Source organism: Tenacibaculum discolor (assembly GCF_003664185.1).
GTDB lineage: Bacteria > Bacteroidota > Bacteroidia > Flavobacteriales > Flavobacteriaceae > Polaribacter > Polaribacter discolor.
Genome location: NZ_RCCS01000010.1, coordinates 207,929 through 228,350 on the forward strand (window position 1 = coordinate 207,929; position 20,422 = coordinate 228,350).

At 31.0% G+C, this 20,422-nt stretch carries 22 protein-coding genes and 2 tRNA genes; 12 read left to right on the forward strand and 12 right to left on the reverse strand.

Features of this window, described 5'->3' with window-relative positions:
- The first annotated feature begins 49 nt into the window (after positions 1-49).
- Complete coding sequence (locus C8N27_RS14480) at positions 50-205, forward strand: YqaE/Pmp3 family membrane protein (RefSeq protein WP_081728322.1); 156 nt, start codon at positions 50-52, stop codon at positions 203-205.
- Positions 206-296: 91 nt separating this feature from the next.
- Here the strand turns inward: C8N27_RS14480 and pafA are convergent, their stop codons facing one another.
- Positions 297-1,934, reverse strand: coding sequence for an alkaline phosphatase PafA (gene pafA / locus C8N27_RS14485; protein ID WP_121148376.1), 1,638 nt, complete (start codon positions 1,932-1,934; stop codon positions 297-299).
- A gap of 118 nt (positions 1,935-2,052) precedes the next feature.
- On the opposite strand from pafA, the gene C8N27_RS14490 reads away from it, so the two are divergent.
- The 9 genes from C8N27_RS14490 to C8N27_RS14530 all read left to right on the forward strand — a co-directional run bounded on the left by C8N27_RS14490 (position 2,053) and on the right by C8N27_RS14530 (position 9,895).
- Positions 2,053-2,793, forward strand: a complete 741-nt coding sequence (locus C8N27_RS14490) for an MlaE family ABC transporter permease (protein WP_099214107.1) — start codon at positions 2,053-2,055, stop codon at positions 2,791-2,793.
- Positions 2,793-3,557 (forward strand): ABC transporter ATP-binding protein, encoded by a 765-nt coding sequence (locus C8N27_RS14495; RefSeq protein WP_099214108.1) that lies wholly within the window; start codon positions 2,793-2,795, stop codon positions 3,555-3,557. The genes C8N27_RS14490 and C8N27_RS14495 overlap by 1 nt, the downstream gene beginning before the upstream one ends.
- 133 nt (positions 3,558-3,690) lie before the next feature.
- Positions 3,691-3,763 (forward strand) — tRNA-Lys (locus C8N27_RS14500).
- Between the two features lie 47 nt (positions 3,764-3,810).
- Positions 3,811-3,893, forward strand: a tRNA-Tyr gene (locus C8N27_RS14505).
- Between the two features lie 114 nt (positions 3,894-4,007).
- Complete coding sequence (locus C8N27_RS14510) at positions 4,008-6,407, forward strand: TonB-dependent receptor (RefSeq protein ID WP_121148379.1); 2,400 nt, start codon at positions 4,008-4,010, stop codon at positions 6,405-6,407.
- A gap of 70 nt (positions 6,408-6,477) precedes the next feature.
- Positions 6,478-7,593, forward strand: coding sequence for a C1 family peptidase (locus C8N27_RS14515; RefSeq protein ID WP_121148381.1), 1,116 nt, complete (start codon positions 6,478-6,480; stop codon positions 7,591-7,593).
- 117 nt (positions 7,594-7,710) lie between these two features.
- Positions 7,711-9,159, forward strand: coding sequence for a DUF389 domain-containing protein (locus C8N27_RS14520; RefSeq protein WP_121148384.1), 1,449 nt, complete (start codon positions 7,711-7,713; stop codon positions 9,157-9,159).
- Positions 9,160-9,188: 29 nt separating this feature from the next.
- A complete protein-coding gene (locus C8N27_RS14525; RefSeq protein ID WP_241210205.1) occupies positions 9,189-9,599 on the forward strand; it encodes a winged helix-turn-helix transcriptional regulator in 411 nt (136 codons plus the stop codon).
- An 8-nt stretch (positions 9,600-9,607) separates the two neighbouring features.
- Entirely contained in the window at positions 9,608-9,895 is a 288-nt protein-coding gene (locus C8N27_RS14530) for a YciI family protein (RefSeq protein ID WP_121148386.1), read from the forward strand.
- Between the two features lie 123 nt (positions 9,896-10,018).
- On the opposite strand, the gene C8N27_RS14535 is transcribed toward C8N27_RS14530, so the two are convergent.
- From C8N27_RS14535 to pdxH, 3 genes are read right to left on the reverse strand one after another with little or no spacing between them, the layout of a single operon-like run.
- A complete protein-coding gene (locus tag C8N27_RS14535) occupies positions 10,019-10,915 on the reverse strand; it encodes a Ppx/GppA phosphatase family protein (protein ID WP_099214114.1) in 897 nt (298 codons plus the stop codon).
- Positions 10,916-10,923: 8 nt separating this feature from the next.
- Positions 10,924-11,412: a SixA phosphatase family protein gene (locus C8N27_RS14540; RefSeq protein ID WP_099214115.1), complete on the reverse strand. Its 489-nt coding sequence runs from the start codon at positions 11,410-11,412 to the stop codon at positions 10,924-10,926.
- Positions 11,413-11,442: 30 nt separating this feature from the next.
- Positions 11,443-12,090, reverse strand: a complete 648-nt coding sequence (pdxH, locus tag C8N27_RS14545) for a pyridoxamine 5'-phosphate oxidase (protein ID WP_099214116.1) — start codon at positions 12,088-12,090, stop codon at positions 11,443-11,445.
- 235 nt (positions 12,091-12,325) lie between these two features.
- Between pdxH and C8N27_RS14550 the strand changes: the two genes are divergently transcribed.
- On the forward strand, positions 12,326-14,482 hold the full coding sequence (locus C8N27_RS14550) for a TonB-dependent receptor (RefSeq protein WP_121148389.1): 2,157 nt from the start codon (positions 12,326-12,328) through the stop codon (positions 14,480-14,482).
- Between the two features lie 101 nt (positions 14,483-14,583).
- Positions 14,584-15,210, forward strand: coding sequence for a tetratricopeptide repeat protein (locus tag C8N27_RS14555; protein WP_121148393.1), 627 nt, complete (start codon positions 14,584-14,586; stop codon positions 15,208-15,210).
- On the opposite strand, the gene C8N27_RS14560 is transcribed toward C8N27_RS14555, so the two are convergent.
- The 8 genes from C8N27_RS14560 to C8N27_RS14595 all read right to left on the reverse strand — a co-directional run bounded on the left by C8N27_RS14560 (position 15,207) and on the right by C8N27_RS14595 (position 20,309).
- Positions 15,207-15,884 carry an SGNH/GDSL hydrolase family protein gene (locus C8N27_RS14560; protein ID WP_121148395.1) on the reverse strand — a complete coding sequence of 226 codons (678 nt, stop codon included), beginning with the start codon at positions 15,882-15,884 and terminating at the stop codon, positions 15,207-15,209. The two genes, C8N27_RS14555 and C8N27_RS14560, sit on opposite strands and share 4 nt — an antisense overlap.
- Positions 15,885-15,898: 14 nt before the next feature.
- Complete coding sequence (locus C8N27_RS14565; protein WP_317125081.1) at positions 15,899-16,606, reverse strand: ArsR/SmtB family transcription factor; 708 nt, start codon at positions 16,604-16,606, stop codon at positions 15,899-15,901.
- Positions 16,607-16,609: 3 nt separating this feature from the next.
- Positions 16,610-17,080 carry a DinB family protein gene (locus tag C8N27_RS14570; protein WP_121148401.1) on the reverse strand — a complete coding sequence of 157 codons (471 nt, stop codon included), beginning with the start codon at positions 17,078-17,080 and terminating at the stop codon, positions 16,610-16,612.
- Positions 17,081-17,264: 184 nt separating this feature from the next.
- Positions 17,265-17,900, reverse strand: a complete 636-nt coding sequence (locus tag C8N27_RS14575; protein ID WP_099214121.1) for a nitroreductase family protein — start codon at positions 17,898-17,900, stop codon at positions 17,265-17,267.
- 11 nt (positions 17,901-17,911) lie between these two features.
- Positions 17,912-18,343: an organic hydroperoxide resistance protein gene (locus tag C8N27_RS14580; protein ID WP_394342571.1), complete on the reverse strand. Its 432-nt coding sequence runs from the start codon at positions 18,341-18,343 to the stop codon at positions 17,912-17,914.
- Positions 18,318-18,764, reverse strand: coding sequence for a MarR family winged helix-turn-helix transcriptional regulator (locus tag C8N27_RS14585; RefSeq protein ID WP_208639325.1), 447 nt, complete (start codon positions 18,762-18,764; stop codon positions 18,318-18,320). Before C8N27_RS14585 ends, C8N27_RS14580 begins: the two co-directional genes overlap by 26 nt.
- A gap of 134 nt (positions 18,765-18,898) precedes the next feature.
- The gene (locus C8N27_RS14590; protein ID WP_121148405.1) at positions 18,899-19,375 is read right to left on the reverse strand and encodes a DUF1203 domain-containing protein; all 477 of its coding nucleotides are present in this window, start codon (positions 19,373-19,375) and stop codon (positions 18,899-18,901) included.
- 115 nt (positions 19,376-19,490) lie between these two features.
- Entirely contained in the window at positions 19,491-20,309 is an 819-nt protein-coding gene (locus tag C8N27_RS14595) for a bifunctional helix-turn-helix domain-containing protein/methylated-DNA--[protein]-cysteine S-methyltransferase (RefSeq protein WP_208639326.1), read from the reverse strand.
- Positions 20,310-20,422: the final 113 nt, after the last annotated feature.

The following is a 20,422-nucleotide window of genomic DNA, read 5'->3' on the forward strand; positions in this document are numbered from 1 at the left end:
CAAAATTCTAATTAACTCGTCTTTTAAGTATACTAACTAAAAAAGTACTATGAGTTTATTAAGAGTTTTATTAGCAATTTTTTTTCCACCCTTAGCAGTTATAGGTAAAGGTTGTGGATCTATTTTAATAGTGTTTTTATTAACACTTTGCGGATGGGTTCCTGGAGTAATTGCTGCACTAATTATATTAAATAACCCAAATTAAACGATGTGTTGATTTGAGAATATGAATTAATTAAAAACGCCATTTTGATAAACTCAAAATGGCGTTTTCTATTTTCATCTTCTAAGTTTTTCTATTCAAGAACTTCTTCAATAATCTTTCCAGAACATCCATTAGGGAATTCTATCTGTAATAAATTAGAAATGGTAGGAGCTATATCTACAATTTCATATTTCTTTTTAGAAACACCGTGTTTAATTCCGTTTCCATAGAAAATCATAGGAATATGCGTGTCGTATGAGTACCCAGAACCGTGAGTGGTTCCTTTTCTAGAACTACTTGCAATAGTTGATGGATTAGGTACTAAAATAACATCACCTGAAAGCTTTTGATTGTAACCATTTTGTAATACATGTAAAACTCCGTTTGTAAAAGTAGTAGTCTGCATGGTTCTAGCAGTTACCGATTTATAAATCTTTTTATGATTAATGGCTTCATCCGCTATGGTTTGTGCCACATTTTCATAGTTAAGGTTTAACTCTCTAATCTTATCTTTATTTAAGAAAACTTGGAAGTTAGAAACATTTTCAATGATTTCGTCAGATTTAAAATGCTTTAAGGTAATTTCATTTAAAAAGTTTTTAAAAGCAACAGGCTTTACATAACCAGCAGGTATTTTTAAAGACTCTAAGTATGAAGGAACTTGTACAGCAGCATGATCTGCAGTTAAGAATAAGGTATAATTCCCTTTTCCAACTTGTGTATCTAAAAACTTAAATAATTCTGCTAAATCTTGATCTAAGCGTAAATAAGTGTCTTCAATTTCTTTAGAAGCAACTCCAAATTGATGTCCAACATAATCAGTAGAAGAATAACTAACCGCTAAAAAGTCAGTATATGCTGATTTTCCTAGGTTTTCACCAATAATTGCTGCTTTAGCAAAATCGGTTGTGATAGAGTTACCAGCAGGAATACCTTTTATAATACTATAGTTATTATTACTCTTTCTTAACGTTGGAATGTCGTGTGGAAAAACTGGCTTTTCTTCCCCTTTAAAAGTAGCTTCAAAGTTATTATCATCTTCTATACTTTGTTTGTAGGTACTAATATCATATAAAGTTTCCCAAGGCTTACTTAAGTATTCGTCTGCTTTTCCAGAAGCATTAAATTCTTGTACCCAATTAGGTAACTCATTTAAATAAAAAGAAGAAGAAATCCATTGTCCTTTATCGCCACCATCAAACCAATAAGCAGCATTAGCTGTATGTCCTGCAGGTAAAATAGCAGAACGATCTTTTATAGCAACACCAATAGTTTTACCATTCATGTTTTGAGCTAATTTTAATTGATCAGTCATAGTTGTAGTAAACATTCTGTAAGGAGATTTTTTACCTCCTTCACCATCGTTACCAACTGTGTTGTAGTTATTGTCATCAACACAATAAATGGTTTTCTTTAAATACTTATCGTACCAATGATTGCTAATAATACCGTGATTAGTAGGAGTTGTTCCTGTATATATAGAAGTATGTCCTACAGCTGTGTAGGTAGGAATGTAATTGTAGTGTGCGTTTTCTAAAGAGTACCCCTCTCTAAGCAAACGTTTAAAACCGTCATTTCCATATCTATCAGCAAAACGAGTAAGGTAATCGTAACGCATTTGGTCAATAACAACACCAACTACAAGTTTTGGTTTTTGAGTATTTGTTTTTTTGTTAACAGAGCAGCTTGTTAAACATATTATAGCTGCTAAAAAAGCTATTTTTCTCATTTTGTTTTTTGAAAATTAAAACTCAAAGGTACACAAAAAGCAAGCTAAAACTTGTAAATAAGGCGATGAGTTAATGGTTTTTTAATACTTTAGCAAAAAAGAAAATATATTTCATTTAATGAATTACATTGAGCATATAGGTAAATACTTTACAATGCTAAAACAGGTTTTTTCAAGGCCTCAAAGAGCAAGAGTATTTCGTGAAGCTTTGTTTAGAGAAATAGATGAGTTAGGGCATAAATCCATTGGGATTATAGCTTTCATATCATTTTTTATTGGAGGAGTAATCGCTCTACAAACTGCGTTGAACTTAGAAAGTCCGTTTATACCAAAATCGTTGATTGGTTTTGCAGCAAAACGATCTGTAATTTTGGAGTTTGCACCTACATTTTGTTCTATTATTTTAGCAGGTAAAGTAGGTTCGTATATAACTTCAAGTATAGGAACAATGCGTGTAACTGAGCAAATTGATGCCTTAGAGGTAATGGGTATTAACTCACTAAATTATTTAGTGTTGCCAAAAATAATAGCAACCGTTTTCTTTTATCCTTTTTTAATAATCTTAGGAATGTTCTTAGGGATTTTTGGGGGATGGGTAGCAGGAGTTTTATCTGGTCTGTTTTCAGGCGCAGATTATATTGAAGGAGTTCAATTAGATTTTGATCCGTTCCTTATAACTTATGCATTGGTAAAAACAGTAGTTTTTGCATTTTTAATTGCTACAGTACCTTCATATCACGGATACTATGTAAAAGGAGGTTCATTAGAAGTTGGAAAGGCAAGTACACAGTCGGTTGTTTGGACAACTGTACTTATTGTAATAGCCAACTATTTCTTAACTCAAATGTTATTAACCTAATGATAAAAGTAAATAATTTACATAAAGGATTTAATGGTGTTGAGATTTTAAAAGGAATTACAACCTCATTTAAACCAGGAGAAACAAGTTTGATTATTGGACAGAGTGGTTCTGGGAAAACAGTGTTTTTAAAATCGTTAATTGGTTTACACACACCAGAGGAAGGAACAATTGTGTATGATGGACTAGCCAATATTGATATGACGATAGAAGACAAACGTCAATTCCGTCAAGAATTAGGAATGGTATTCCAAGGAAGTGCATTGTTCGATTCGCAAACAGTAGAAGAAAATGTAATGTTTCCTTTAAAAATGTTTACAAAGCAGCCTGAAAGTGAAATGTTAGATAGGGTAAATTTTGTTTTAAAACGTGTAAACTTAGAGAACTCTAATAAAAAGTTTCCAGCAGAATTATCAGGAGGAATGCAAAAACGTGTAGCAATTGCTCGTGCGATTGTAATGAATCCTAAATATTTATTTTGTGATGAGCCAAATTCTGGATTAGACCCACAAACATCTATTGTTATAGATAACCTAATTCAAGAAATTACGGATGAATATAAAATTACCACAGTTATAAATACACACGACATGAATTCGGTGATGGAGATAGGAGATAAGATTGTTTTTCTCAAAAATGGAGTAAAAGCATGGGAAGGATCTCACAAAGAAATCTTCAAAACAGATAATGAAGCAGTGGTAGATTTTGTGTATTCATCAAATTTATTTAAAAAAGTTAGAAAAGCATACTTAAATGATCTTTAGGTAACTTTCTGTTAATTAATAGGTAACAAAAAACATTAAAAATTTTTCAAAAAAACTTCTAAAAAATGTTTGTGGGAACAATAAAACCTTCTATATTTGCACCCGCAAACGCAGAAAAGCAAAAGCAAAAAATGACCGGGTAGCTCAGTTGGTAGAGCATCTCCCTTTTAAGGAGAGGGTCCTGGGTTCGAGCCCCAGCCCGGTCACTAGTAAAGCTTCTCGATTTTACTGAGAAGCTTTTTTTAAAAGCTTTGGGGAGATTCCAGAGCGGCCAAATGGGACGGACTGTAACTCCGTTGTCTTACGACTTCGCAGGTTCGAATCCTGCTCTCCCCACGAAAACTCAATCATAACGATTGAGTTTTTTTGTTTCTAATATATTTTTGTTTATCTTTTTTTGTTTTTTGTTAAACAAAATATGTATTTTTGTTAAGTCTTAAATGTTTTGATATGAGAAAAGTGTTGATAATCTTGGTTTTACTTCAGTCGTTTACTGGAGTGTCTCAAAATGAAGGAGGAATTTCAGGAAAGGTTATTGATTCTAAAACAAGAGAAGTACTTCCTTTTGTTAATGTTTTGGTATATGGAACAAAAATAGGAGCAGTTTCAAATGAAAAAGGAGAGTTTGTATTGAATAATGTTCCTTTGGGGTATAATAAAATACAGGCTTCGTTTGTCGGCTATAAGACGTTAATTTCTGATGAGTATTTAGTTACTAAAGATAATTCGCCATATATAACCCTAGAGTTGATTGAAGATGCAACACAGTTAAAAGAAGTTCAAATACAAGCACCACTATTTAAAGAGTCTGTAGATAGCCCATTATCACTTCAAAGTTTAGGAATAGCAGAAATAGAAAAGAACCCGGGAGGAAATAGAGATGTCTTAAAGGTTATTCAATCTTTTCCTGGAGTAGCCTCCAATCCTGGATTTAGAAATGATATTATTATTAGAGGAGGAGCAACTTCTGAAAATAAGTTTTATTTAGATGGAATTGAAGTTCCTGTAATAAATCATTTTCAAACTCAAGGGGCAACTGGTGGACCGGTAGGAATTATGAATGCAGATTTAATTCGTAAGGTAGATTTTTATTCAAGTGCTTTTCCTGCAAATAGAGGTAACTCTTTAAGTTCTGTTATAGAGTTTACTCAAAAAAGAGGAAATCCAAATTCACTAAACACAAGAGCAACTATTGGAACTTCAGACGCAGGAATTACCTTAGATGGTCCATTAGGGAAGAATACAACCTTTATTTTTTCTGCTCGACAATCGTATTTACAGTTTTTATTTAAGTTGATAAAACTTCCTTTTTTACCAACATATAGCGACTTTCAAGTAAATGTTAAATCACAATTATCAAAAAACAGTGAATTATCAATAGTTGCTTTGGGGGCTATTGATGATTTTGAAATAAATAAAGAGGTAAATGATGGTGAAACAGACCTAGAAACCATTAAAAGGAATAAAGTTATACTTAATTCAGTACCAGTAAATAGTCAATGGAATTATACTGTAGGAGCCAGTTACAAGTATTTTGCACCAAACTCCACACACTTAGTTGTGCTTAGTCGAAATGAATGGAAAAACAAGGCGGTAAAATATTTTTTAAATGAAGAAATACCAGTGAATTTATTGTTAGATTATTCATCAAAAGAAATAGAGAATAAGTTACGATATGAAAACAGTTTTGAAAGTGGCAATAAGATTGATTTTAATCTAGGTTTTAATTTAGAAACAGCAAGATATACGAATAGTAATTATCAGAAAAATGCTAATTCAGATGGAGTAACCATCTACGATTTTAATTCAGCGATTGATTTTGTTAAATATGGAGTTTTCGGACAAGTATCAAAAAGATATTTAGATGAAAAATTAGGAGTTTCTTTTGGCTTTAGAATGGATGGGATAGATTATAATTCAGAAATGAAAAATCCGTTCAATCAATTTTCACCACGATTGTCGTTGAGCTATGATTTGTCTGAAAAATGGATGGTGAGTTCTTCAGTAGGTCGTTACTATCAATTACCGTCTTATACAGTATTAGGATATAAAAACGATATAGGCGAATTTGAGAACAAAAATGGATTGAAGTATATACAATCAGATCATTTTGTAAGTGGATTAAGTTATAAGCCTAATACAAGTTCAAAAGTTACTTTTGAAGGGTTTTATAAAGGATATAAAGACTATCCATTCTCGTTAAGAAATCAGATAAGTTTAGCAAACCTAGGCGCTGACTTTGGCATTATAGGAAATGAAGCAGTGAGTTCAACATCTGAAGGGCGAGCGTATGGATTCGAGTTATTAGCACAGAAAAAATCATATAGCGGACTGTATGGAATAGCGTCGTATACCTTTGTAAGAAGTGAGTTTAAAGATGCACAAGGTGGATATATTCCTTCAACATGGGATAATAAACACTTGTTAACAATTACAGCAGGAAAAAAACTAAACAGAAATTGGGAAATAGGAACTAAGTTTCGATTAGTTGGTGGTAAACCTTATACACCATATGATTTAGGTGCTTCTTCTTTAAAAGATAATTACGATGTGCAAAACGGCGGAATTTTAGATTATACCAAACTTAATACAGAAAGATTAGATACGTATACACAACTAGATATACGTGTAGATAAAACATGGTTCTTAAAAAAAGCAGCCATAAACCTATATTTAGATGTTCAAAATATATATGCTAGTAGCTCTAAACAGCAACCATTTTTATTACCTATTGAAGATGGAAATGGTAGAGTAACCGATCCTAATGATAGTTCAAGGTATTTACTAGAGGAAATAGAAAGTACAACAGGAAGAGCTTTACCACGTATTGGCGTTATAGTAGATTTTTAACACTTTTGAAGTTTAATAATCTTTTAAAAAGAGTAAATTGCTTGCTTAAATTATCATAAGATTTTTAAACATGAAAAAAATTCTATTAGGAGCGGTATTAACTTTTTTAAGTATAACTTCAACTTCAGCACAAAAGTATCAGTTTTCAACAGTAAAAGATATTGAAGATACAGAAGTTAAAAGTCAAGGAAGAACAGGAACATGTTGGAGTTTTTCTACAACCTCTTTTTTAGAATCAGAAATTATCAGATTAACAGGTAAAAACATTGATTTATCTGAAATGTACACGGTTCGTAATACGTATTCAGATAAAGCAAATAATTATTTATACCGTCAAGGAAAAGCACAATTTAGCGAAGGAGGTTTAGCGCACGATGTAATTAATTCAGTAGAAAAATACGGATTAGTACCTGAGCAAGTTTTTACTGGTTTAGATCTTGGGCAAGACAGACATAATCACGCTGAAATGATTGCGGTGTTAAAATCGATGTTAGATGCTTACATTAAAAACCCAGCAGGAGAATTAAGTCCAAAATGGAAGCAATCGGTAGAAAGTGTTTTAGATGTGTATTTAGGAAAAAATAAAGAAGAGTTCACTTTCAAAGGAAAAAAATATACTCCTAAATCGTTTGCAGAATATGTAAAAATAGATCCTTCAAACTATGTAACGATTAGTTCTTTTAAGCATGCAAAAAAATACGATCAGTTCATTTTAAACATTCCTGATAATTTTTCAAATGGAGCATTTTATAATGTTTCTTTAGACGAATTAGTAGCTGTAACAGAAGAAGCTATTAAAAAAGGATATACAGTAGAGTTAGACTGTGATGTTTCAGAAAAAACATTTTCATCAAAAAGTGGAGTTGCTGTAATTCCTGCGAGTAGTACAGAAAATAAAAAAGCGTTGACAGAAATTGTAGAAGAAAAAACAATTACACCAAGTTTACGTCAAACAGAATTTGAAAATTTTAACACAACCGATGATCACTTAATGCATATTGTAGGTTTGGTAAAAGACCAAAAAGGAAACACCTATTTTAAAGTAAAGAATTCTTGGGGTAAAAATCAAGGAAATCAGGGGTATGTGTATATGTCAGTTCCTTACTTCAAATTAAAAACAATATCTGTTTTATTACATAAAGATGGAATTTCACCAAAATTGAAAAACAAGCTAGGTATTAAATAAGAAAAACTTTTTAAGAGTATATAAAACGCTTGAAGGTTCAGAATCTTCAAGCGTTTTTTATATCTTTTCTAATTTGGGAATTTCGTATCTTTCCAGAGTTAACAAAAATCAAAATTTATGGAAGAAAATAAACAAGAAGAAGCTGCAGAGCAGTCAAAGCAGGAGATACAGCAGGATGCAAAAGGTTTATGGGAAAAGATAAAGAAGTTTATATTAGAACTTCTTGATTTTAGAGATGATACAGACCAAGAGGCAACAATAGAAGCAATAAAAAGCGATATTTCTTTCAAAGGAGCCACAGCGTGGATTTTAATATGTTCTATTTTTGTGGCGTCTATTGGGTTAAATGCAAATTCAACAGCAGTAGTAATTGGAGCCATGTTAATATCTCCTTTAATGGGACCTATTTTAGGAGTAGGAATGTCAATTGCTATTAACGATATTGATACATTACGCAAATCGTTAACAAACCTAGCTACAATGATTGTGTTAAGTTTATTAACAGCGTTTTTATTCTTTTTTATATTTCCACTTCGTGAAGAAACTTCAGAGTTATTAGGTAGAGTAAGACCTGATATTCGAGATGTGTTAATTGCTTTCTTTGGTGGTTTAGCATTAATTATTGCACGAACTAAAAAAGGAACGATTGCTTCTGTAATTTTTGGTGTAGCAATTGCAACAGCATTAATGCCACCATTGTGTACAGCAGGGTATGGTTTAGCAATAGGTAATTTTGACTACTTTCTTGGTGCGATGTATTTATTTACAATCAACACCATTTTTATTGCTTTAGCAACCTTCTTAGTGTTGAAGTTATTAGGGTTTACAATGATTCGTTATGTAAATTCTGCTAAACGTAAAAGAATAGCACAAATAGCATCTTTTATTGCCTTTTTAGTAATGGTTCCTGCTGTGTTTACTTTCGTAGGAGTATATAATGAAAGTGTAATTGATGCAAGCTATAAAAGGTTTTTAAAAGCGAAAGTATATGATAACCCTAACTTATGGTTACAGCGTGAAAAGCTAGAAGTTAAAGAAAAAACAATAAAATTATTTTTTAACGGTGATGTAAGCGATGCAACGGAATCTTTTTTGAGAAATGAATTAAAAACCTTCCCTAAAATAGACTCTTATTCTCTGGTAATAAATGAAAACAAAGCAAAAAGTGTTGATAGGGTAGTAGATGCGTACGATAGGGCAGTAAAAGAGTTAGATGAAAAAGATAATGTTATAAAAGGTCTTCACATGGAGATTGATGATTTAAAAAGAACAATTTCTAATTTAAATCAAACCATTGAACAAGATGCTTTATACAGGGATAAAAACTCAATTCCTTTTAGTAAAATTAGTACAGAAGCAAAAATTCGATTTAATGATATAAAAGAAATGAGTTTAGCTAAAGTATTATCATCAAGTGATTTTATAAAAGTTGACACAACTACTGTAGTTTCTGTAAAATGGAATACAAAACTAAAAGACTCTGTCATTGTGAAAAATGAAAATGAATTAAGAAGCTGGATACAAAAAGAGTTAAAGACAGATAAAATTCAACTAAGAAGAAAATAAATAGTCTTCTGATTATTAAACAAAGCCGAATGAATTATTTATTCGGCTTTATTTTAAAAATAATTACTACAATTTTTGTAGTTAACTACAAAAATTGTAGTTTTGAAAGCAATATGAATATACCCAAACCAGGAAAATCAGTAAGAGGTTCTAAATCAGGAAAACCTATTATGGCACTTTTTGATTTGTTAGGACGTAATTGGACAATGAGTATCATTTGGTATTTAAATGATGCTCCAAAATCATTTAGTGATTTAGAGAAACTCTGTGATGATATTTCTCCTACAACTTTAAATACAAGGCTAAAAGAACTTCAGAAAACCTTTATCATAGAAAGAGTTGTAGAGGGATATAAGCTAACAGATATAGGAGAAGAACTATTTGTTCTGTTTGAGCCTTTAAGAGAATGGTCGTCAAAATGGTCAGAAAAATTTAACTAAAAACAGATATGTTTATAATCAACTTTAACTTTATTAAACCTATAGAAGAGGTTAATAAATACACAGAATCACATAGAGATTATGTAGCTGAACAATATGAAAAAGGTAAGTTTATTATTGGTGGACCCAAAGTACCACGTGAAGGAGGAATAGTATTGTCTAATTCATGTACAAAAGAAGAGGTCATTGAAATATTAAGTAAAGATCCTTTAATAGTTAAAGGATTAGCTGAATATAGTTTAACTGAATTCTCGCCAATGATGAGTATAGAAAATTTAAATTCTTATGTAAAATAAAAAACCGAGCTGTATAGCTCGGTTTTATTTTTTGATTACTTGTTAGAGTATTCATAGTAAATAAGAGAAAACTCTAATTACCTATTATATGACACTATAATATTAAAAGAGTCACAAATAAAGTTAAAGCTTATTGAAATATAAACTTTTTATGATTCCGTCTGAAAGTCCAATTTTAGGAACATATATTTTTCTTGCTCCGCTCCATTTCATGGCAGATAAGTATATTTTTGTAGCAGGAATAATTACATCAGCTCTATCAGGATTTAAACTTAACTCTGAAATTCGTTCTTGATAACTCATCTTTTTTAAGAACTGATATTGAGCGTTAAGATAAATATAAGAAATAGGTTTACCAGCATCTCTACCAGACATTTTAAATAGCTTGTTGATGTTTCCACCAGAACCAATTAAAGAAATACGTTTGTATTCGCTTGTATTTTCTTCAATCCATTTTTGAACCTTTTTAAAAAGTGCTTTATTTTCAGGTTTGGTGTTGTTAAGTACACGAACTGTACCTATTTTAAAGGATTTAGAGTTTATAATTTTTCCTTTAGAAAATAAGGTAAACTCTGTACTACCACCACCTACATCTACATATAAGTAGGTAGATTCAGATTTTATTAATTGATTTAAATCAGTTGATGAGATTATTGCAGCTTCTTTTTTACCATCAATAATATCAATTTTAACTTCAGTATTTTTAAAAATAGTAGCAGCAACTTCTTCACCATTTTCTGCTTCTCGCATAGCCGATGTTGCACAGGCCTTGTACCTTTCAACACCATGAATTTTCATGATCAATTTAAAAGCTTGCATTGCATCAAGCATTCTTTGTGTATTAGCTTCTGAAATTTTTCCAGAAACAAAAGCGTCAGCTCCTAAACGAATAGGCACGCGAACTAAGGATGATTTTTTAAACTGTGGTTCTTTGTTTTTTTCTTCAATAACGTTGGCTACTAATAACCTCACTGCATTAGATCCAATATCAATAGCGCCGTACTTTTTTATCTTCAAAATGTATTGATTTATCTATGGTTTTTAGGAAACTCTACTAAAACTGTGTTTCCTTTTTTAATGTCTTTCCAATGTTTAGTATCAAACTCTATTCCAACAACGCCACAAGTACTTACGTGGGCAATAGGCTTATTTCCAAATTTATTAACAAAACTATTAATACCGTGATCGTGACTAAATACAATAGCACTGTTAAAGCTATCATCAAGTGCCTTTACAGTTTTTACCAAGTATCCATCACTAAAGCTATACAGCTGGCGTTTTATTTTAAGATTGGATAAAGGATATCCAAAGTTCTCACAAAAAATAACAGCCGTATGAAGTGCTCTATTGGCACTACTAGAAAGAAATACATCGGGTCTTTGTATTTCTCCCGCTAGGTACTTAGATAAAAGATGGGCATCGTTAATACCACGCTCTTTTAATGGTCTGTCAATATCTTTAACGCTCTCATATTTCCAAGATGATTTCGCGTGACGAACGATATAAAGTGTTTTCATTTAATTATAAAATGCTATGTAAATATAAAACTAAGGAGCTAAACGTTCAAGTTTCCAAGAAAAATCTTTTTGTAAAGTATATCTAATACGATCGTGCATACGGTTAGGTCGTCCTTGCCAAAACTCAATAGAAACAGGTTTAACTAGAAAACCACCCCAATGTTTTGGTCTAGGTATTTCTTGATTTTCAAACTTTTTTTCAAAGGAAGTAAGATTGTTATCTAGCTCATTGCGAGAAGTTACTACTTCACTTTGATTAGAAGCCCAAGCTCCTAATTTACTTCCGTCTGGTCTCGATTCAAAATAACCATCAGATAAATTCTCAGCAAGTTTTTCAGCTTTCCCTTTAATAATAATTTGTTGTTCTAAACCAGACCAGAAAAATGATAAACACACATGGTTGTTATTTAAAATAGCCTTTCCTTTTTCTGAATTATAGTTGGTATAAAAAATAAAGCCTTCCCATGTATATTTCTTTAATAAAACAACTCTACTTTTTGGAAAACCATCTAATCCAATAGATGCAATTGTCATAGCATTTGCTTCATCTACCATTTCAGATTCATCTGCAGTAAAAAACCAATCCCTAAATAATTCAATAGGATTTTCAGGACAGTTATTCTCTAGTAACTCTCTTTTTTCGTAAGATTTTCTATAGTCACTTAAATCGTGTGCCATTCTTGTTAATTTATACTATGTAAAAGTACAACATTATCAAAAGTATTGTAAGTGTTAGGTATTAAAATTTAGCAAGATTTGAATAATCAAAAGCAAGAAAGGTAAAATGAAGATAGTTAAGTAGTTTTAGTTTTGATGCGTAAAACAATTCATCCGTAAAATTATACAGTTGAGTATTTCTTTTTGTGTTGAAGTTTAAAAAGAAAGCAGTTTTGTGGTGTCAAAAACAAACAGAATGAAACATTTATTACTTGCTATATGCTTTTTAATGCATACACTATTAATTGCACAAACAACTATTTCAGGAAAAATAACGGATACTAAAGGTAATCCTATTGAAGGAGCAAATGTATATTTAGAGGGAACTTACGACGGAACTTCATCTGACGAAAAAGGAAATTTCTCATTTAAAACTTCAGAGAAAGGACAACAAACATTAACGGTGTCTTTTATTTCATTTGAAACGTATATAAAAACGGCGAATGTTTCAATGTTCAAAAACTTAAAAATAGTACTTCGAGAAGATGTTAATACATTAGATGCTGTAAATATAAATGCAGGAACTTTTGAAGCAGGAGATAATGCCAAAGTAACAGCGTTAAAACCTTTAGATGTAGTAACAACAGCAAGCGCTTTGGGAGATTTTGTTGGTGCACTACAAACCTTGCCTGGTACTTCCTCGGTTAGTGAAGATGGGCGTTTATTTGTTCGTGGAGGAGAGGCAGACGAGACACAAATTTTTATTGATGGAATTCGAGTATTTACACCGTACAGTCCTTCTGCGCGTAACATTCCTACCCGCGGACGATTTTCTCCTTTTTTATTTAAAGGAATTACATTTTCTACAGGAGGTTATTCAGCAGAATACGGTCAAGCGCTATCGAGTGTTTTATTATTAAACACGAATGACGAAGCAATAAAAGAAAAAACTGATATCTCATTAATGACGGTTGGTTTAGGAGTAGGAAATACTCAGGTATTTGGAAAAAATTCACTAAGTGTAAACGCTTCATACATCAATTTAGCACCTTATCAAAAATTATTTCCCGATAGGAATACTTGGAAAAAACCAGTACAATCATTAAATGGTGAAGCTGTATATCGTTTTAGATTTAAAAATGAGTCTTTGTTGAAGTTGTATGGAGCTTATAGTTATACTGATTTTGATATGTTTCAAGAGGATATTAATTATGAAGATGGATTTCGTTTTGGATTAAAAAATAGAAACTTGTATTTCAATGGATCTTATAAACAACATCTAGCTAATAATTGGACAGTCTTAGGAGGAGCATCGTTTACTAACGATAATTCAAAAATGAATATACTAGATGATAAGGTTGTAGATAATGAAAACTCAGCTCATGTTAAAGCAACATTAAAAAAGAGGTTTTCAAATCGATTTAAATTAAGTTTTGGAGCAGAATATTTTATAACTGATTTTTCTGAAGATTATAACAGTGAAACGAATGGGAATGCTACTTATGGATTTAATAATAATATCTTTGGAAGTTTTGTTGAAGCAGATATCTTCTTTTCTAAGAAACTAGCAACAAAAGTAGGAGTGCGTATAGAAAACTCTGAGTTGTTAGATGAATTTACAGTTTCTCCAAGAGCTTCTATAGCATACAAATCAGGAGAAAATGCACAGTTTTCATTTGCTTACGGACGTTTTTATCAAAACCCTAAGAATGAGTACTTAAAATTTAATACACAATTTAAAGCAGAAAACACTTCTCATTTTATAGCAAATTATCAGTATGTAAAAAACAAACAGATTTTAAGAATAGAAGGGTATTATAAAAAGTATCAAGATTTAGTAAAATATGATACTAATAGAGCGTTGCCATATTCTAATTACTCAAACTTAGGAGAAGGATTTTCTAAAGGAATAGATGTTTTTTGGAGAGATAATATAAATATAAAAAACACAGATTATTGGGTTTCTTATTCGTTTTTAGATACAGAAAGAGATTATAAAAATTACTCAACAAAAGCTACACCAAATTTTGCATCAAAACACAACTTATCGGTCGTAGCAAAACATTGGATAGAAGATTGGAAAAGTCAAATTGGGATGAGTTATAATTTTGCTTCAGGTAGAAGTTATACAAATCCTAATAAAGGTGGGTTTTTAAACCAAAAAACAAAGAATTATAATTCTGTAAGCTTGAATTGGGCATACCTAATTAGCCAACAAAAAATACTGTATTTCTCGGTAAATAATGTTTTAGGTACGCAGAACGTATTTGGGTATAATTATAAAAACACACCAAACTCAGTAGGGACTTACAATCGACAAGCTATAATACCATCGGCTGATAGTTTCTTTTTTGTTGGATTCTTTTGGACGATAAGTGATAATAAAAAAGATAACCAGTTAAATAACCTTTAAACAATGACAATTCAGTTATAAAAAGCAACAGTTCAGTATAGTATTTTATATAAATAATAACAATAAAAAGATATTTGAAGCATTAATTAAAATCAATTAACATGAAGAAAATTATTACAGTTTTAGTATTAGTATTTACAGTAAGTATATCAGCACAAGATAAATATGAAAAAGGAATGGCAAAAGCCTTTGAGCTTTGGAAAGTGAATAAAACAACGGAGGCAGCTCAATTATTCGAGCGAATTTCTAAAGCTGAAAAAGACAACTGGTTACCGTCTTATTATGCAGGGATGATTAACATCTTAGAGAGTTTTCAAATAAAAGAAGAAGCATCGTTAATTGCCAAATTAAATAAGGCACAAGAGTTTTTAGATACTGCAAAATCTATTTCACCAGAAAATCCGGAAATATTAATTACACAGGCATTATTACATGTTTCATATATGGCTTTTGATGGACAGAAGTACGGGATGACTATGTCGATGAAAAATGCAGCGTTGTATGAAAAAGCATTGAAAATAGCTCCTAATAATCCGAGAGTTATTTTAAGTAAGGCAGAATCAGATATGGGAGCAGCTCGTTTTTTTGGACAATCTACAGAGCCTTTTTGTAATAACGTAAAAAGAGCTATTGAGTTAGGAAAGGAAGAAAAAATAAAAGAAAAATTTTATCCTAAGTTTAATGTACAAAGAGCAGAACAGGTACTGAAAAAATGTATGAAGTCCTAATACTTTTGTACTAACTGAATTAATAAGTTAAAAGAATCTTCATCAGCTATCCATTTTTTATACTTTTTAAAAGGGAGTTGTTGAAGGTTTTTTGTTGGATATAATTGATGAAAAATAGTAAGAGCAGCTACAAAACTTCCAGCAGTAGAAGGATGGAAGTTATCTAAACTGTATAAAGACTCTTTACCTTTATAAGTGTTATATTCTTTCCATATATTTCCCACAGGAAACAAAAAAGCATCGTTCTGTTTGGCGGCAGATTTGTGATTCTCTATTACTTTATCAAAAGTATGGTAATATCTAACGGATGGCCATACCATAAAGTAACTAAGTTTAGTGTTGTATTGCTCACAAAGAGCTTTTATTGTCGCTCCGTCTTGTATTAGCATTCTTCTTCCTTCTGCTTGTGAGGAAGGACCTTGTTGAATAACTAGATAATCGAATTGTTTTTTTGCTAATAGTTTTTGAAGTTTTCCGTCGTTAATATGATCAATAATAGCATAGTTAGGAAAACATAAGCTTTTGGTTTTAATAGTAATTCCTTGTTGTTTTCCAATATACTCTAACATTTTAGGCATGTTGTTCGTATAGGTTAAACTATTTCCAACAAATAATATTTGTTGTGCTTGAACTGAAAGTTGAAAAAAGAGTAGTATGTAGAGTAGCTTTTTCAAGGATAATGATATTTTTACACCTCTAAATTTAGCCTATTTTTTAATTCTATTCTACCAATAGAGGTAATAATAACTTCTCTAGAATTTGGTTTTTTACGTAACCAATCTTTTTTAATAATTACTTCGAGAAGAGAAGCTCCCAATGCTCCTGCAATATGATGCTTTCTTTCACTCCAATCTAAACATTGATGAGCAAAAGAACGTTTTTTCTGCTGGATAGCATTAATATTTACTCCAACTTCATTAAACCATTCTTCTCCATATTTAGTAACAACATAATTTTTATCAGAAGTTTTAATGATTTTATTGTTTAATAAAGAAGTTGTCATTTTTACACCAAGGCTGCCTGCTAAATGATCATAGCAAGTTCTAGCGTATGTGAAGTTATTTAATTTAGGAGTTTTAATTTTCTTGTAATCGTTATCTATAGAGATTAAACTTGCCATTGATTCTATAACCCGTGCAACTTCTTCGTTAGTAAATTTAAAGTAGCGATGTCTTCCTTGTTTTTCAACTGATAAGATGTTTGCTGAAACCAATTTTTTTAAATGATTACTTGCCGATTGCAACGATATATTAGCACTTGTTGCTAATTCTGTAGCAGTGTAGGCTCTACCGTCTAGTAAATTCCACAACATGATAGCGCGAGACTTATCTCCTAAAATAGCAGCGATTTTACTAAACTGATGTTCTAACTCTTCGATAGTAGTAAATTTTATAATGTTTTAATCCCATATTAAAGGTCGTTCAACATCAAGTGTTCTTAAATAACCTAATAGTTGACCAGTATGAACAGCTTCATGATACACCATTCTGTTTAAATAATCTCCTAATGTTTTACTTTGATTAACTTCTTTTCGTTCAATGCGTATATTCTCTAAATCAGCTTCATTAAGTGTTTTTATCATCTCTATAAAACTGTTATGATATTTTTCAGCAAAGCTAAGCTCATTTTTTAAATCTGAGTATGCTAAATTTTCCCAAGGAGATTTATAGTCGCCTAAATCACCTCTGTTTTTAATAATTGTATGAAATAAATGTTCACCTTCTAGAGTGTGTCTTATCATTTCGATAATCGAAAAAGCTTCTGAATCAGGTTTCCAGTTTAAAAATTCATCAGGAATCCCTTTCCACAGTTTTATACTTCGTCTTCTTGTTTCTGAAAAGTTTAATAGTATATTTTCTATAGCGTTCATAGTTACTTATTGTTTGTTAGAGTGTAAAAGTACATGACGCTTTTATATTCTACTTCATTTTAAAATGAAGTATGGATTTTACATTAATAAAAAAACAAATGCTTTTCTATAAACAGGCAAAGCTGTAAGAAAAGCATTTTGTTGAGTGTTTTACTTTTTTAATAAAACAGTGTTTATTGCTGTACTATTTTACATCAATAACGAATTCATCTCTAGGAATTCTAACTTTTTTCATTGGTTTAATCCAGTCCTTTTCATCGTCGGCATAACCAATGTACATTAGTGATACACTTTTTAAGCCCATTTTATCTAATTCTAAAACTTCATCAACTACTTTATTGTCAAATCCTTCAGCAGGACAAGTGTCTACTTTTAACTCTGCAGCTTGTGCTAAAGCTAACCCTAAAGCAATATAAGTTTGTCTTGATGTGTGTGCAAAATTAACTTCATCAGGAAGATCTAAATACACTTTTTTAAGCATGTCCGTATAACTACTAAATCTACCTCTAGGTAATCCTCTTTCGTCTGTAGTATAGTCAAACACTTTGTCTATTCTTTCAGCCGTATAGTTATCCCAAGCAGCAAAAACTAACACATGCGAACAGTCTTTCATAGAATCAGGGTTTAAAGCTCCTTGTACTAACTTTTCTTTAACCTCCTGATTTGATATTGAAATAACTCTAAATTGTTGCAACCCCGATGAGGTTGGTGCTAATCTAGCAGCTTCAATAATTTTTTCAATATTTTCTTCACTTACTTTTTTATTTGGATCAAAAGCTTTTACAGCATGTCTCCAGTTAAGATTTTCTATTAATGACATTATATTAATATTTAATTATTTGTTGTATTTAATTTTACTTCAATATTTCCTCTTGTAGCATTTGAGTAAGGACAAACTTTATGAGCTTTTTCGGTTAAGGCTTTTGCTTCTTCTAAAGAAACATCAGGAATATTTACATCTAATGCTACTGCAAGTCCAAAACCACCATTTTCTATTTGACCAATACTTACTGTTGCTTTAACAGTAGTTGTACCAGTATTAATTTTAGATTTTTTGATGACTAAGTTTAACGCACTATCAAAACAAGCTGAATATCCTGCTGCAAAAAGCATTTCAGGATTTGGATAATCGTCATTAGCTCCTCCCAGCGCTTTAGGATGTCTAACATCAAGTTCTAAAACTCCGTTTTCACTTTTTACATGTCCGTTTCTTCCGCCAGTTGCTTTGGCGCTGATATTATAAATTGGTTTTATTTTTTCCATTAATCTGATTTAATATATGTTCTATTATATTTTTGAGTTCTGTTAATTTGTCAACAGAAATATTTAGAGAAGTCATAATTTGACCAGGAACACATTCTGCTTTTTCTTGGATATTTTCCCCCAGTTTTGTTAAATTAATTTTCACAACGCGTTCGTCCGTTATCTCTCTTTTTCTTTCTATAAGTTTTTTATGCTCTAACCTTTTAAGCAAAGGAGTAAGGGTACCACTGTCCAAATTAAGTTTAGAACCTATTTCTGATACACTTTGATCACCTTCTTCCCATAAAACTAACATTACTAAATATTGAGGGTATGTTAAATCTAGCTTTTTTAGTATGGGACGGTATAAACTAATTACTTCTTTCGCTAGCGTATAAACCGGAAAGCATACTTGATTGGTTAATTTTAATTGTTCTGACATAATTGACTTATAAATAACGGTACAAATATATTGTGCAATTAAATTGTGTGCAATTTAATTGTTATAAAATTATGTGAAAATTATTTTAAGAATGTTAATTTGGGGTATAGATTGATGAATAAAATGACATAGCTTTATTTCGTTACTCTATTTACTTGACAGTTATAGCATCCAGGTCTTGCGTTATGTATCTGTATATAAGATACTTCAGGATTGTTTAAAAATAATTGAATCTTATTTCTTAAATCATCACCCCTACAAGTATCCATTTCTTGTATCATTCCACCATTATCATATCCCCTCAAAGATAGGTATCTATGATTGAGAAATTTTGGAATCTCATTAACTTCTAATTTTGGGTTTTTAGCATTTTTTCTAACAAAAATAGGTCCACTTGATTGATAAGGTGATTTAGTTTTATGATGTTGAAAGGGTAATAATATAACTTCTTCTCCTATTTCTGCATCTTGAAGGCTTACTCTGCAAGGAAAACCAGGGCTTTTATCTACTGTCATTTTTACAATACTGTTAGATAAAAGTTTTTCTGTGTTTAAGTCAAATAAATGATTGAAGGTGTTTTCTATGGCTGAAATTCTAAAGTTAGGAGTCATAATTTTATTTTTTAAATAGGTTTATAGTTTGCGATATTAGTTTTGAAAAATTACTAAAGGGTTGGATTCTGTTTTAATATTTCGCTTTATGGAGTAGCTTTGGTGAGAAATTCTTTTATAGTTTTACAGATTCGTAACTATTTATTATTATTTTTCTATCTGCACTCCATCTATAATTCCCCATATTTCCATCACTTTTAATAACTCTATGGCAAGGAATTAAATAGGCAATAGGGTTTTTGCCAATAGCACTGCCAACAGCTCTAACAGCCTTGGGGTTACTTATCATTTCGGCAATATCTTTATATGAAAGTAAATTTGAAGAAGGTATTTGAAGTAAGGCTTTCCAAACTTGAATTTGAAATGGAGTACCTTGTAAATCTAAACTAATTGGAGTTGTGGGAATTTTCCAGTTTTTGAAGTATTCTTGAACAAGTTTACCGTTACTTTGTAGTTCTTTAGTAAAAATTGCCTGATGGTATTCAGACTTAATTTTTTCAAGACTTAAATTATCAAAAGATAAGTTACAAATCCCTTTTTTGGTTTCAATAATTATAGCACTTCCAAAAGGTGTTTCAATTTCTCCAAAATAGAACTTCAAATTTTTTCCTCTTTTTTGAAATTCTCCTGGAGTACAAGCTTCTATTTTAATAAATAAATCATGCAATCTACTGTTTCCTGACAACCCAACATTATATGAGGTTTCTAAAGTAGATTGACCTTTTCGCAATAATTCTTTAGCTTTTTCTAATGTTACAAATTGAACATAATCTTTTGGACTAATACCAGCCCATTTTTTAAAGACTCGTTGAAAATGAAACTTACTTAAATTTACATGATTTGCAATTTTCTCTAAATCAGGTTGTTCTTCGTAGTGATCTTTGATGAATTTGATTGCTTTTGCAATAATATCGTGATGGTATATATTTTCCATACTACAAAGGTCAATTCATTTTACTTAATTTTCAATCCGATTGTTGCTGTTTTGATAAAGGAGTGTAGCCTATTTGTATAAGATTAGCTGGGTATTTAAACACCTAATTTAAT